A 13,670-nucleotide genomic window follows, 5' to 3' on the forward strand; every position below is an offset into this window, starting at 1 on the left:
TTCTGGACTTTTTCGCCGTTGCGCAGGCGGATCAGGTCGGGCATGTTCATCATTTCAGTGGGCTCCATGGGTGGTTGATCGATGGAGCAAACTTTAGAGAGCTTCACCCTCGCCGGAATCACAGTTGCGACATTGAATATCCTGATTACGGAACACAGGTTCGCTGTAACCAGTGATGTAAACAATTTGTTAGGGTTAATACCTAACCCTTGGTGACAGTCGTGTCATAGAGGGCTGCGATGTCAGCTCGACTCGGCGCGTTCCGCCCTCAAGGCGGCGAGTCGCTCGGCCATCGGCGTATTGCCGTAGACCTCGCGGTAGCGCGCGATGAAATGCGCCGGTGCCGCGAAGCCGCACAACAGTGCGATCTCGTCGATGCGCCGGGTCGTTCGCAACACCGACCGGCGTGCGTGCGCCAGCCGGATTTCAAGGTATTTGCGGGATGGCGAGATGCGAACGTACTGCTCGAACAGGCGTTCAAGTTGGCGACGCGACACTTTGAGGTAATCCGCGATCTCGACCGGACTCAGTGGCTCCTCGACGTTACTCTCCATCATCTCAAGCGCATCAAGCAACACCTCGGGCATGTTGCCGTAGCGATAACGCATGGGCAGCGTCTGGTTTTCATCCTTGCTGCGCTGGTGCGACACCAGCAGATCGGACACCTGCTGCGCAAGTTCCCGGCTGCCCGGCGGGCGCCGCAGCACAAAGGTCATCAGATCGAGCGGGCTCACACCTCCCGAACAGGTGTAACGGTCACGGTCGATTTCGAACAGGCGGCTGGAAACCAGAAGTTCGGGAAACTCCTTGACCAGAGCTTCCCGGTCTTCCCAGTGGATGGTGCAGCGGTAACCGTTGAGCAGCCCGGCCTTGGCAAGATAGTAGCTACCGGTATCGATGGCGCCCAAGGTGATGCCCTGGGCGGCGAGTTGGCGCAGCCAGCGTGTGGTTTCGCCATAGCCGTGCTTGGGCAGCGGGTTGGGCCCGATCACAAACACCGTATCAAACCGGCTGCTCTCGCCCATCACCTGGTCGGGCAGCACGCGGATGCCGCCGCTCGACAGAACGGCCTCGTCGCGCAGTCCGACCATGACCCATTCGAACGCTCTTCGCCCTAGCGCCATATTGGCCAGCCGCAACGGGTCGACGGCCGAACTGAGCGCAATCAGTGAAAAATCAGGGATCAGCAGAAAGCCAAAGCGCTGTACGCTGCTGATGTTGTGCGGAGCGGAATCGTCAGTGGCCATGGCCCAATTATGGTTAGATATGCAACAAGTGCAACCGGTGCGCTTCGGGCCCTTGGGCACAATGTGGGTTGCCGCCCTGAATCCTGTCTCCCTATGTACACCGCTCCTTAAATTTCCCTCTTCGTTCAGGGCACTCTGACTCTGATCACCCCATACCTTCGGCGTTGGTCTTGTCCACATTCGAGTAGGCCGGCGACTCCGCAAAGGGTGGGCCAAAATTGAAAAAATTGAACTATGAAAATATTATTTGATATTCATTTCTGTGCGCCTGAATTGGCGCGCATTGGCTCTATGCGGGATGCAGGTGCACCGTGCAAACGCTGATCGATTTTGCCGATCCCTGGGGCGATCGGCCCGCGCCGCTGCGTGCCGCGTTTGGCGCGCCGAGCGAGGTGCTGGTCGCGCACACCGTGGCCCAGGTACGACCGGTGCTGCAGGCAGTGGATGCCATGGCCAGGCAAGGGCGCTGGTGCGTCGGGTACCTGTGCTACGAGGCCGCTCCTGCATTCGACCCCGCGCTTGCGGTGAATGGCAGCAGCGATGGTCCGCTGGCGTGGTTCGGGGTGCACGATGCCGTTCAGCCTTGGCCGTCAATGGACATCGGCGTCGCCGCACCCGGCGCCGAGTGGCAGAGCGACTTGCCGCGCACCACGTTCGAGCAGCGCATGGCGGACATTCACGAGGCCATCGCTGCAGGCCAGCTGTACCAGGTCAACTACACAGCGCCGCTGCATGCGGAGTTCCGGGGCGATGCGCGGGCCTGGTTCATGGCGCTGCGCCGGGCTCAGCCTCATGGGTATGCCGCGTTCATCGACAGCGGAGCGGAGCAGGTGCTGTCAGTGTCGCCGGAACTGTTCTTCGACTGGCGCGATGACCACATCCTGGCTCGCCCCATGAAGGGCACGGCACCGCGTGGCGTCACGGCTGCGGACGACGAAGCGCTGGCGGCACGACTTGTCGCTTCGCCGAAGGAGCGGGCCGAGAACGTCATGATTGTTGACCTGATCCGCAACGACCTGTCGCGCATTGCCCGGCCTTTTTCCGTGCGCGTGCCCCGGCTGTTCCACCTCGAAGCGCTGCCCACCGTGTGGCAGATGACTTCCGATGTCGAGGCGCTCACCCGGGCCGGGACCACACTGGCCGACGTGTTCACGGCCTTGTTCCCTTGCGGTTCGATCACCGGTGCGCCCAAGGTGCAGGCCATGCGCATGATCCGCGATCTGGAGCCGCAGGCCCGCGGGGTTTACTGCGGCGCGGTGGGTGTTGTTCGGCCGGGCGGTCATGCGACGTTCAATGTGGCGATCCGTACCGTGACCCTGCGCGGCACGACGGCGAGCTGCGGCATTGGCAGCGGCATCACGGCAGACGCGCATGCCGACGGCGAATGGCAGGAATGGCGCCACAAGCGCGCCTTTCTCGAACGCGCGAGCCAGCCGTTCGAACTGCTCGAAACTCTGGCGCTGGAAGAGGGTGCCCTGCGCGACGCGCCGGCCCATGTGGCGCGCATGGCGGATGCGGCCGCGCATTTTGCCTACCCATGGGACACAGCGCGTGTCGCGGACCGCTTGCGGCAACTGGTCGACGCGCACCCCCAGGGGCGCTGGCGGGTGCGCCTGCGGCTCGATGCCGGCGGACAGGTTCAGGCCGAGGCCTACGCGCTGGACATCACGCCGACCCCGGTCCGGCTGAGACTGGCAGCGACCGCGCTCGAAGAGGCGGACAGTGAGTTCGTGCGCTTCAAGACCACGCGGCGTGCGCATTACGACGCGTTCACCCCCAGCGAGCCCGGTGTGTTCGACACCCTGCTGTGGAACCGGCATGGAGAGCTCACCGAGTGCACGCGCGGCAATGTGGCCCTGCTGCTGGATGGGCGCTGGGTCACGCCGCCGCTGCACTGCGGTCTGCTGGGTGGGGTCGGGCGGGCCCGCTGCCTGCGCGAAGGGCGGCTTGCCGAAGCCGTGGTACGGGTGGATGAGCTGGAGCGCGTGCAGGCGCTGGCCTTCGTGAACAGCCTGCGCGGATGGGTGGACGCCGTGATCGATGGATGCCCGACGTCCAGTCCTGGCTGGAAGGCGGCCCCATAACGCGCCATCGCATGGGGCATCGGCGGGCGTAAAATACGGGCCTTTCCAAGGCACATTCCGCGCCCATGAGCAAGCGACGAGCCACATCCCAACCGCGTCGCGTCGCGGCGATTACCGACGAGCAGGTCGCACCGCTGCTGTGCGTCGGGTTCCTGTTGATGCCGCACTTCACGCTGGCCGGCTTTACCGGTTTTGTCGACGCATGCGGCTGGCTGCCGACGAGGGAGACCGCAGCTGGCCCAGGCTGTGTCGTTGGGATATTCTCGGCGTCGCGGGAACGACGCACCTGTCCAGTTGCGGCGCGAGTGTCATCCCGACGGCGCCGATGAACTCACCCGAAGCCTATGACTACCTGGTCGTTGTCGGCGACCTGCTGCATGGCGGGCAGAAGATGCCGGATACCACGTATGCATTCCTGCAGGAAGCGGCGGCCCGGGATGTCGAACTCATCGGCCTGTGCACGGGCTCTTTCATGCTGGCGCGCGCCGGGTTTCTGGATGGCCATCTCACCTGCGTGAGCTGGTTTCACCCCGAAGCGTTCATGACCGAGTTTTCGCGCTGCGTGTCGTGTCGAACCAGATGTTCGTGGTTGGACCGGGATCGCCTCACCTGCGCTGGCGGCACCAGCGTGGTTCATCTGGCCGCCGAGGTCATTGAAAAAGCAATAGGGCGCGCCAGCGCCGTGAAGGCGTTGCGCATCACGATTGAGGAGCAGCCACTTCCCTTCAGAACCTTGCAGCCGGAGGAAGTATTGCCCTAGCGCTCCACCGATACCGTGGCCCGCAAGGCGATGCTCTTGCTGGAGCGGCAACTGCACTCGTCACTGCCGATCGAACAGCTGTGTAAACCACGGAGTATTGGCCGGCACCAGCTCAAGCGCCGATTCCGGCGCGATGTGGGTTAGAGCCCGGCGCGGTTACCGCTAGAGCCTGTGCGTGGAACGTGCGCGCAGACTGCTGCGGCACACCGACCTCGAGGGGACCGAGGTCGCGTTCGAGTGCGGGTTCCAGGATCGCCCACACCATCCTCGATGGTCACGGTGTTCACGTTCAATGACGGTCAGCCGGTGTCGCTGCTTTCACTATGAACGGCCGTTGCGCTACCTGGAAGGCGCCATGCCCGGCGACCTTCCCGGTAGCGCCACCAGGGTGCGGCCGACTCGCGACATATCCAACCATCAGAGTACCGCGGTACCCGGTCACCGTTTGCGGGAAAACCCGTGCGCCAACATGTCGCAAATTACATATTTATTGACGCAATTGATATTGCACCAGTGCCTGCCGGCAACGATGATTCACTCACATTGAATTCTCTGATCCATAAAGGCCCACACCATGTTCAGCTACAGCAAGCAGACCCTCCAAGCCGTCGACCCTGATCTGTGGGCCGTGATCCAGCATGAGCATCAACGCCAGGAGCAGCACATCGAGCTGATTGCCAGCGAGAACTACACCTCCCCGGCGGTGATGGAAGCGCAGGGCAGCCAGCTCACCAACAAGTATGCCGAAGGCTATCCCGGCCGGCGCTATTACGGCGGCTGCGAATTCGTTGACCAGGCCGAACAGATGGCCATCGATCGGGTCAAGCAACTCTTTGGCGCCGACCTTCATGGCTGGGGCGCCAACGTGCAGGCGCACTCGGGCGCGCAGGCCAATGAAGCCGTGTTCATGGCCTTCATGAAGCCGGGCGACACCTTCATGGGAATGAACCTGGCCGAAGGTGGCCACCTCTCGCACGGGATGGCGCTGAACATGAGCGGCAAGTGGTTCAACGTGGTCAGCTACGGCCTGAACGACAAGGAAGAAATCGACTACGAGGCGATGGAGCGCAAGGCCCACGAGTGCCGTCCAAAAATCATCATCGCTGGCGCATCGGCCTATGCGCTGCGCATCGACTTCGAGCGCTTCGCAAAGGTGGCGAAAGACGTCGGCGCGCTGCTCATGGTGGACATGGCGCACTACGCAGGCCTGATCGCGGCCGGCGAGTACCCGAACCCCATCCCGCATGCCGACATCGTCACCAGCACCACGCACAAGAGCCTGCGCGGCCCGCGCGGCGGCATCATCCTGATGCGCCCCGAGCATGAAAAGGCGATCAACAGCGCGATTTTCCCCGGTCTGCAGGGCGGCCCGCTGATGCACGTCATTGCCGCCAAGGCGGTAGCCTTCAAGGAGGCTCTGGCGCCCGAGTTCAAAACTTACCAACAACAGGTGGTGAAAAACGCCGCGGCGCTGGCCGAAACGCTGGTGCAGCGTGGCCTGCGCATCGTCTCGGGCCGCACCGAAAGCCATGTGATGCTGGTGGACCTGCGCGCCAAGGGCATGACCGGCAAGGCCGCCGAGGCCCTGCTCGGGCGGGCGCACATCACCGTCAACAAGAACGCCATCCCCAACGATCCCGAAAAACCGATGGTGACCAGCGGGGTGCGCCTGGGCTCGCCGGCCATGACCACACGCGGCTTCAAGGAAGCAGAGGCACGCCAGGTCGGACACCTGATCGCCGATCTGCTCGACCACCCGGACGACGAAGCGCAAATGATCAAGGTACGCGCCGAAGTAGCCAAGCTGACCGCCGCCTTCCCGGTGTACGGCTGAACCACGAGACCCACCCCATGTCACTTAGTACTTTCGATCTGTTCAAGATCGGCATCGGGCCTAGCAGCTCGCACACCGTCGGACCGATGCGCGCGGCGCGCCTGTTCGCGGTGGCGCTGCGCGAGGGCGGCTGGCTGGATGCCGTGCATCGCGTTCGCTGCGAACTCTATGGCTCGCTCGGTGCCACCGGCAAGGGCCACGGCAGCGACAAGGCCGTGCTGCTGGGCCTGGAGGGCGAAGAGCCCGACCTCATCGAGCCGGACGCCATCGCGCCGCGACTGCAGCGCTTGCGCGAGTCCCAGACCCTGAACCTCCTCGGCGCACACCCGGTCGCCTTCAACGAACGGGAAGACCTGGTGTTCCTGCGCAAGACACTGCCTTTCCACCCCAATGGCATGCGTCTTCTTGCGTTCGATGCGAGCGGAGCGACCCTGCTTGAAAAAACCTATTATTCGGTCGGCGGCGGCTTCGTCATCAGCCAGGATGCACAGGGCCAACCTGCGCTGGTGCCGGATCCGCAGCGGCTTCCTTACCCGTTCAAAAGCGGCGACGAACTGCTGCTGCGCTGTGGCGAAAGCGGCCTGTCCATCGCGCAGCTGATGTGGCACAACGAACTGGCATGGCGCGATGCCGAGGCGGTGCGCGCCGGCCTGCTGCGTCTCTGGAACGTCATGCAGGCCTGCGTGCAGCGCGGCATCGCCACCGAGGGCGTCCTGCCTGGCGGCTTCAAGATCAAGCGTCGCGCCGCCGAGTTGTACCGCGACCTGACGGCGCATCCCGAGGCGGCGCTGAAGGATCCGCTGCAAATGATGGACTGGATCAACCTCTACGCGCTGGCCGTCAACGAGGAAAACGCCGCCGGCGGTCGCGTCGTCACGGCGCCAACCAATGGGGCTGCGGGCATCGTACCGGCGGTGCTGCACTACTACACGCGCTTCGTGCCCGGCGCGAGCGAGCAGGGCGTGATCGACTTCCTGCTGACCGCCGCCGCGATTGGCATTCTTTACAAAGAAAATGCATCCATCTCGGGCGCCGAGGTCGGCTGCCAGGGAGAAGTAGGCGTGGCCTGCTCGATGGCTGCCGGGGCGCTGGCGCAGGTCATGGGCGGCTCGCCGGAGCAGGTCGAGAACGCCGCAGAGATCGGCATGGAACACAACCTCGGGCTGACCTGTGACCCGGTAGGCGGGCTGGTGCAGATCCCGTGCATCGAGCGCAACGCGATGGGCTCGGTCAAGGCGATCAATGCCGCGCGCATGGCGCTGCGCGGCGACGGCAAGCATTTCGTCTCGCTCGACAAGGTCATCAAGACCATGCGCGAGACCGGCGCCGACATGAAGACCAAGTACAAAGAAACCTCGCGCGGCGGGCTGGCCGTCAATATTGTCGAGTGCTGAGACAAGGAACACACCATGCAAAAATTTTCAATCTGGTCACTGCTGCGCAACAGCATGTCCTATCACGAGGGCTGGGAGAAGCAGTGGCGCTCGCCCGAGCCCAAGCGCGAGTACGACGTGGTCATCATCGGCGCCGGCGGTCACGGCCTGGCGACAGCCTACTACCTTGCAAAAGAGCACGGGATGCACAACATCGCCGTGGTTGAACGCGGCTACCTGGGCGGCGGCAACACGGCACGCAACACCACCATTGTTCGCTCCAATTACCTGTGGGATGAATCCACGGCGCTGTATGAGAAGTCGATGCAGCTGTGGGAAGGCCTGTCGCAGGACATCAACTACAACGTGATGTTCAGCCAGCGCGGAGTGATGAACCTGGGCCACAGCCTGCAGGACATGCGCGATATCGAGCGCCGTGTCAACGCGAACCGGCTCAACGGGGTTGACGGCGAGGTCGTCACGCCGGCGCAGATCAAGGAGATGATTCCCTTCATCAACCTGAACACGCGCTATCCGGTGCTGGGCGCATCGCTGCAGCGCCGCGGCGGCGTGGCACGCCACGACGCGGTCGCCTGGGGCTATGCACGCGCCGCCGATGCGCATGGCGTGGACATCATCCAGCAGTGCGAGGTCACCGGCATCCGCCGCGAGGGCGGCGCCGTGGTCGGTGTCGAGACCGCCAAGGGCTTCATCAAGGCCAAGAAAGTGGCCATCGTGGCTGCGGGGCACTCCAGCGTGGTGGCCAGCATGGCCGATATTCGCCTGCCCATCGAGTGCCGGCCGCTGCAGGCACTGGTGTCCGAACCACTCAAACCGATTTTCCCCAATGTGGTGATGAGCAACGCGATCCACGCCTACATCAGCCAGTCCGACAAGGGCGATCTGGTCATCGGCGCCGGCGTCGACCAGTACAACGGTTACGGCCAGCGCGGCAGCTACCACACCATCGAGCACACGCTGCAGGCGATTGTCGAGATGTTCCCGCTGTTCTCGCGCGTGCGCATGAATCGGCAATGGGGCGGCATCGTCGATGTCTCGCCCGACGCCTGCCCAATCATCGGTCTGACACCGGTCAAGGGCCTGTACATCAATTGCGGCTGGGGCACAGGCGGCTTCAAGGCCACGCCCGGCTCGGGCTGGGTCATGGCGCACACCGTCGCGCAAGACCGACCACACGCGCTCAATGAAGCGCTGTGCCTGGATCGCTTCTACAACGGCCACCTGATCGACGAGCACGGCGCGGCCGGCGTCGCACACTGAGGAAACAACCATGTTACAAGTCAACTGTCCCTGGTGCGGCCTCCGCGCCGAGACCGAATTCACCTGCGGCGGCGAGGGTGGCATCGTCCGGCCCACCGCCACCGAAGCCATGACCGACGCGCAGTGGGGCGACTACGTCTTCATGCGCCGCAACCCCAAGGGCCTGCACCACGAACAGTGGCGGCATTCCAGCGGCTGCGGACGCTGGTTCAATGCGCTGCGCGACACCGTGAGCTACCGCTTCGAAGCCGTCTGGAAAATCGGCGAGCCAGCACCCGCGGCGGCCACCGCCCATGTCCACGTCGGGGGTGCCCAATGAGCGCGCGCCTGTCCGCCGGCGGCCGGATCAGCCGCCAGCGCGTCGTGAACTTCACGTTCAACGGCCGCGCCTATCAGGGCTTCGAAGGCGACACCCTGGCCTCGGCGCTGCTGGCCAACGGCGTCTCGCTGGTCGCACGCAGCTGGAAATATCACCGGCCACGCGGCATCCTGTCCGCCGGTGTCGAGGAGCCCAACGCGCTGGTGCAGCTGTTCGACGGTGCGCGCACCGTGCCCAATGCACGCATGACCGAAATCGCCCTGGTCGAGGGGCTGAGCGCCCGCTCCATACACGCCAGCCCGAGCATCGAGTTCGACGTCAAGGCGGTCAACGGCTGGTTCTCGCGTCTGATACCGGCCGGTTTCTATTACAAGACCTTCATGGCCTCGCAATCGTCCTGGCATTTCTTCGAGAAGCACATCCGTGCCTCCAGCGGCCTTGGCTCTTCGCCCACCGAGGGAGATCCCGACCGCTACGACAAGCAGTTCGCGCATTGCGACGTGCTGGTGGTCGGCGGGGGCATCGCGGGGTTGACGGCAGCGCTGGCGGCTGGTCGCTCCGGCGCCCGCGTCATGCTGTGCGACGAACAGGCCGAACCGGGAGGCTGGCTGCTCTCGAGTGACGAGACGATTGACATGTTGCCGGCCACGCAATGGGTGGCGCGGGCACTGGCCGAGCTGGCCGCGATGCCCGAGGTGACCTTGTTGCCACGCACCACCGCCTTTGGCTATCTGGACCACGACCTGGTGGCGCTGGCCGAGCGCCGCGCCGACCATCTGCCGGCCGGTCAGGCGCCGGTGTTTCGCGAACGGCTGTGGCGGGTGCGCGCCAAACAGGTGGTGCTGGCCACCGGCGCGCATGAGCGCCCCCTGGTTTTCGGCAACAACGATCTGCCGGGCGTGATGCTGGCCGGCGCCGTTTCCACCTACGTGCGCCGCTATGCCGTCCTGCCAGGACGCCAAGCCGTGGTTTTCACCAACAACGACGCCGGCTACGACGCTGCGCTGGCCCTCAGGGACGCGGGCGCTGCGGTGCAAGTGGTTGACGCACGCGTCACGCCGCGTGGCTCCCTGAGCCAGCGCGCCAGGAGCGCCGGCATCGAGATCCTCGCCGGCCATGTGATCACGGAAGCGCGCGGCGGCAAGCGTGTCACCGCCGTTGTGGTCCAGGGCATCGACGAACAAGACCGGCTGACGGGTGCGGCGCGCACGCTGGCCTGCGATCTGGTGGCGCTGTCGGGCGGCTTCAGCCCGGTCATCCACCTGCACTGCCAGGCCGGCAGCAAGGCGGTCTGGGACGATGCGCGGGCGGCTTTCCTGCCCGGGAAATCAGCCCAGGCCGAGCGCTCGGCGGGGGCCTGCCAGGGCATGCTGACGCTGCAGGACTGCGCCCGGGACGGCCTGGCCGCCGGCATCGCCGCGGTCCAGACGCTCGGTTTCAAGGCCGTGGACACGGCCGCTCCCAGCGTCGCCGCGAGCGACGCCGGCGACTTGCGGCCACTGTGGCTGGTGCCGCATGCACGCGGCGTCAGCCGCGCACCCAAACAGTTCGTCGACTTGCAGAACGACGTGGCCGCTTCCGATATCCACCTGGCCGTCCGCGAGGGGTTCGAGTCGATCGAACACGTCAAGCGCTATACCGCGATGGGCTTTGGCACCGACCAGGGCAAGACCGGCAACATCAACGGCATGGGCATCGCCGCGCAGGCACTCGGCAAGACGATTCCGCAGGTCGGAACCACCACCTTCCGTCCGAACTACACGCCCGTGACTTTCGGCGCCGTGGCGGGGCTGGAGCTCGGCGACGCCTTCGATCCGATCCGCACCACCGCCATGCACGAATGGCACGTCAAGCAAGGCGCTCTGTTCGAGGACGTCGGGCAATGGAAGCGCCCCTGGTACTACCCGAGAAATGGCGAAGACCTGCATGCGGCCGTGAAGCGCGAGGTGCTGGCGGTACGCAACGGTGTCGGCACGCTCGATGGCTCGACGCTGGGCAAGATCGACATCCAGGGCCCGGATGCCACCACGCTGCTGAACTGGATGTACAGCAACGCCTGGTCCAAGCTTGAGATCGGCAAGTGCCGCTATGGCCTGATGCTGGACGAGAACGGCATGGTGTTCGACGATGGCGTGACCGTGCGCCTGGCTGAAAACCACTACCTGATGCACACCACCTCGGGCGGCGCGGCGCGCGTTCTGGCCTGGATGGAACGCTGGCTGCAGACCGAATGGCCGGACCTGAAGATCTACCTGACCAGCGCCACCGACCACTGGTCGACCGCTATCGTGGCCGGCCCCAAGAGCCGTACGGTGCTGAAGAAGATCTGCCAGGACATCGACTTCGACGACGCCGCCTTCCCCTTCATGTCCTACCGCGAAGGCACGGTGGCCGGCGTCAAGGCCCGCGTCATGCGCATCAGCTTCTCGGGTGAGCGCAGCTACGAGGTCAACGTGGCGTCTGGCGACGGACTGCGCGTATGGGAGGCCATTCATGCGGCCGGCGCCGAATTCGGCATCACACCCTACGGTACCGAGACCATGCACGTGCTGCGCGCCGAGAAAGGCTACATCATCATCGGCCAGGACACCGATGGCTCGGTGAGCCCCTTCGATCTCGGCATGGGCGGCCTGGTGACCAAGACCAAGGACTGCCTGGGCAAGCGTTCACTGGCGCGCGCCGACACCCAGCGGCCCGATCGCAAGCAACTCGTTGGACTGCTGACCGACGACCCGCGCTTCGTGCTGTCCGAGGGCGCGCAGATCCTGAACGACGCGACGCGCGAAATCCCCGCGCCCATGGTCGGTCATGTCACCTCCAGCTACATGAGCCCGACACTCGATCGCTCAATCGCGATGGCGCTCGTCAAGGGCGGCGCCAGCCGCATGGGCGAGCGCGTACATGTCTCGATGAAGGATGGCCAAACCGTCACCGCCACCATCGCCAACCCGGTCTTTCTCGACCCAAAAGCGGAGCGTCAAAATGCTTGAATCCCTACAGCGCAGCGCGCTACCCGGCAGCCGCTCACCGGCCGCCACCACGGCTCTCTCCGGGCGGGCCCTGCTGGCCGGCTGGCGCACCGGACTGGCGATCGTCAACCTGCGCGGCAACGCCGAAGATCCGGCGTTCCGGGCTGCGGTGTCACAGGCGCTCAACCTGGAGTTACCGGTTCAGCCCTGCTCCAGCGTGGCCGACGCCCTGCACCGCCTGGTCTGGGTCGGACCCGACGACTGGTTTGTCATTGGCCCCAAGGGCCAGGCATCGGCCATCGAGTCGCGGCTGCGCACGGCGTTGGCCGGCATGCACCACGCGCTCACGGACGTCAGCGGCGGCTATACCGTGCTGCACCTGAGCGGCACACCCGTGCGCGAGGTGCTGGCGCAGGGCTGCCCGCTGGATCTGCACCCGCGGGCGTTCGGCCCGGGCTCCAGCGCCGGCTCGCTCTTCTTCAAGACGTCGATCTGGCTGTGGCAGACCGATGAGGCACCCACCTATGAAGTAATGGTGCGCAGCAGTTTCATGGGCTACTTCTGGCTGATGCTGGAGCGCAGCACGCAAGAGTGCGGACTGGTTACCCGGCGCTTCCTGTAAACACCCCTGGACACCGCCCGGATATGAAAGAAGCTCGTATGCAGCCCTCACACCCTGACTCCGCCCGCTATGTCTTGACCCTCGCCGTCGCCAGTGCGCGCGGTCAGGTGGCGGCACTCACTGCATTGCTCGAACGACATGGGGCCTACATCGAAGAGTTCGCCGTGTTCGACGACGCGCTCGTGTCACGCTTTTACGTGCGCACGGTTTTTCGCATGGACAACGCCGGCCCCGACGAACTCGATACCCTGCGTGAGGCCTACGCCAGACTGGTAGCCAGCTTTGAACTGGCCGAGGGTGCCATCCACGAAGTAAGCCGCCCGACCCGGGTGCTGATCATGGTTTCCAAGGCCGACCATTGCCTGCGCGATCTGCTGGACCAGTGGCGCCGACGCGACCTGAACATGACTATAGTTGCCGTGGTGTCGAATCACGCCGACCTTGGGCCGATTGTGCAAGCCGAAGGCCTGCCTTTCCACCATCTTCCCATCACGGCCACTACCAAGCCACAGCAGGAGGCGGCGCTGCTAGACTGCATCCAGCAACACGGCGCGGAACTGGTCGTGCTGGCGCGCTACATGCAGGTCCTGTCCGAAGACCTGTGCCGCACCCTGGCCGGGCGCGTCATCAATATCCATCATTCCTTCCTGCCCGGCTTCAAGGGCGCGCGGCCCTACGAGCAGGCGCACGCGCGAGGCGTCAAGCTGATCGGAGCCACGGCGCACTTTGCGACCAGCGACCTCGATGAGGGCCCCATCATCGAGCAGGCGCTTGAACGCGTGGATCACGCATTCAGCCCCGAACAATTGCTCAGTACCGGGCGCAATGTCGAATGCCTTGCGCTAGGCCGTGCGCTGCGTTACGTGCTGGAGCACCGCGTCTTCATCAACGGGCTGCGTACCGTGGTCTTGAGGTGACGATGGATTTCCTTCGCTGGGGTGGCAAAGTCAGGCGCTGAAGGCCCGTGCCAACCACGCCGGCCCCTTCAAACCGGCTCAATCGCGATCTTCACCGTCATGGACTCCAGCCCGCCACCACGCCGCACACCCTTGGCGGGCGGGCAGGCGTTGTAGTCGGTGCCCATGGCCAGGCGCACATGGCGCTCGTCGATCAGGCAGCTGTGGGTCACGTCAATGCTGACCCAGCGCCGGCTCGCCACATCGAGGCAGACATCGACCCAG

The 13,670-nt window shown here is 64.7% G+C and carries 10 protein-coding genes and 1 pseudogene; 9 read left to right on the plus strand and 2 right to left on the minus strand.

Translation table 11 applies throughout. From position 1 onward, the window contains the following. Positions 1-242: 242 nt before the first annotated feature. The gene (locus RMO23_RS18590; protein WP_309684398.1) at positions 243-1,247 is read right to left on the minus strand and encodes a GlxA family transcriptional regulator; all 1,005 of its coding nucleotides are present in this window, start codon (positions 1,245-1,247) and stop codon (positions 243-245) included. A 311-nt stretch (positions 1,248-1,558) separates the two neighbouring features. On the opposite strand from RMO23_RS18590, the gene pabB reads away from it, so the two are divergent. The 9 genes from pabB (at position 1,559) to RMO23_RS18635 (ending at position 13,406) form a co-directional block, all read left to right on the plus strand. Then, the gene (gene pabB, locus RMO23_RS18595) at positions 1,559-3,331 is read left to right on the plus strand and encodes an aminodeoxychorismate synthase component I (protein ID WP_309684401.1); all 1,773 of its coding nucleotides are present in this window, start codon (positions 1,559-1,561) and stop codon (positions 3,329-3,331) included. Positions 3,332-3,656: 325 nt separating this feature from the next. Next, complete coding sequence (locus RMO23_RS18600) at positions 3,657-4,091, plus strand: hypothetical protein (protein ID WP_309684403.1); 435 nt, start codon at positions 3,657-3,659, stop codon at positions 4,089-4,091. Between the two features lie 574 nt (positions 4,092-4,665). After that, entirely contained in the window at positions 4,666-5,925 is a 1,260-nt protein-coding gene (gene glyA / locus RMO23_RS18605; protein ID WP_309684406.1) for a serine hydroxymethyltransferase, read from the plus strand. Positions 5,926-5,942: 17 nt separating this feature from the next. Continuing rightward, positions 5,943-7,319: an L-serine ammonia-lyase gene (locus tag RMO23_RS18610; protein WP_309684408.1), complete on the plus strand. Its 1,377-nt coding sequence runs from the start codon at positions 5,943-5,945 to the stop codon at positions 7,317-7,319. 15 nt (positions 7,320-7,334) lie between these two features. Beyond that, a complete protein-coding gene (locus RMO23_RS18615; protein WP_309684411.1) occupies positions 7,335-8,579 on the plus strand; it encodes a sarcosine oxidase subunit beta family protein in 1,245 nt (414 codons plus the stop codon). Positions 8,580-8,589: 10 nt separating this feature from the next. After that, entirely contained in the window at positions 8,590-8,898 is a 309-nt protein-coding gene (locus RMO23_RS18620) for a sarcosine oxidase subunit delta (RefSeq protein WP_309684414.1), read from the plus strand. Further along, positions 8,895-11,888 carry a sarcosine oxidase subunit alpha family protein gene (locus RMO23_RS18625; RefSeq protein ID WP_309684417.1) on the plus strand — a complete coding sequence of 998 codons (2,994 nt, stop codon included), beginning with the start codon at positions 8,895-8,897 and terminating at the stop codon, positions 11,886-11,888. The genes RMO23_RS18620 and RMO23_RS18625 overlap by 4 nt, the downstream gene beginning before the upstream one ends. Further along, complete coding sequence (locus RMO23_RS18630) at positions 11,881-12,489, plus strand: sarcosine oxidase subunit gamma family protein (protein ID WP_309684419.1); 609 nt, start codon at positions 11,881-11,883, stop codon at positions 12,487-12,489. Before RMO23_RS18625 ends, RMO23_RS18630 begins: the two co-directional genes overlap by 8 nt. Positions 12,490-12,527: 38 nt before the next feature. Then, positions 12,528-13,406, plus strand: coding sequence for a formyltetrahydrofolate deformylase (locus RMO23_RS18635; RefSeq protein WP_309684422.1), 879 nt, complete (start codon positions 12,528-12,530; stop codon positions 13,404-13,406). 68 nt (positions 13,407-13,474) lie between these two features. Here RMO23_RS18635 and RMO23_RS18640 read toward each other — a convergent pair. Continuing rightward, positions 13,475-13,670 (minus strand): annotated as a pseudogene (locus tag RMO23_RS18640) (transglutaminase family protein); the annotation flags it as partial.

This window comes from Polaromonas sp., from assembly GCF_031411155.1.
Lineage (GTDB): Bacteria > Pseudomonadota > Gammaproteobacteria > Burkholderiales > Burkholderiaceae_C > Polaromonas.

What these genes read in the sequence shown, in the direction of transcription:
- RMO23_RS18620 (WP_309684414.1), top strand. Translation starts at nt 8,590, where the DNA reads ATGTTACAAGTCAACTGTCCCTGGTGCGGCCTCCGCGCCGAGACCGAA.
- RMO23_RS18625 (WP_309684417.1), top strand. Translation starts at nt 8,895, where the DNA reads ATGAGCGCGCGCCTGTCCGCCGGCGGCCGGATCAGCCGCCAGCGCGTC.
- RMO23_RS18590 (WP_309684398.1), bottom strand. Translation starts at nt 1,247, where the DNA reads ATGGCCACTGACGATTCCGCTCCGCACAACATCAGCAGCGTACAGCGC.
- RMO23_RS18630 (WP_309684419.1), top strand. Translation starts at nt 11,881, where the DNA reads ATGCTTGAATCCCTACAGCGCAGCGCGCTACCCGGCAGCCGCTCACCG.
- RMO23_RS18600 (WP_309684403.1), top strand. Translation starts at nt 3,657, where the DNA reads ATGAACTCACCCGAAGCCTATGACTACCTGGTCGTTGTCGGCGACCTG.
- RMO23_RS18615 (WP_309684411.1), top strand. Translation starts at nt 7,335, where the DNA reads ATGCAAAAATTTTCAATCTGGTCACTGCTGCGCAACAGCATGTCCTAT.
- RMO23_RS18635 (WP_309684422.1), top strand. Translation starts at nt 12,528, where the DNA reads ATGCAGCCCTCACACCCTGACTCCGCCCGCTATGTCTTGACCCTCGCC.
- glyA (WP_309684406.1), top strand. Translation starts at nt 4,666, where the DNA reads ATGTTCAGCTACAGCAAGCAGACCCTCCAAGCCGTCGACCCTGATCTG.
- RMO23_RS18610 (WP_309684408.1), top strand. Translation starts at nt 5,943, where the DNA reads ATGTCACTTAGTACTTTCGATCTGTTCAAGATCGGCATCGGGCCTAGC.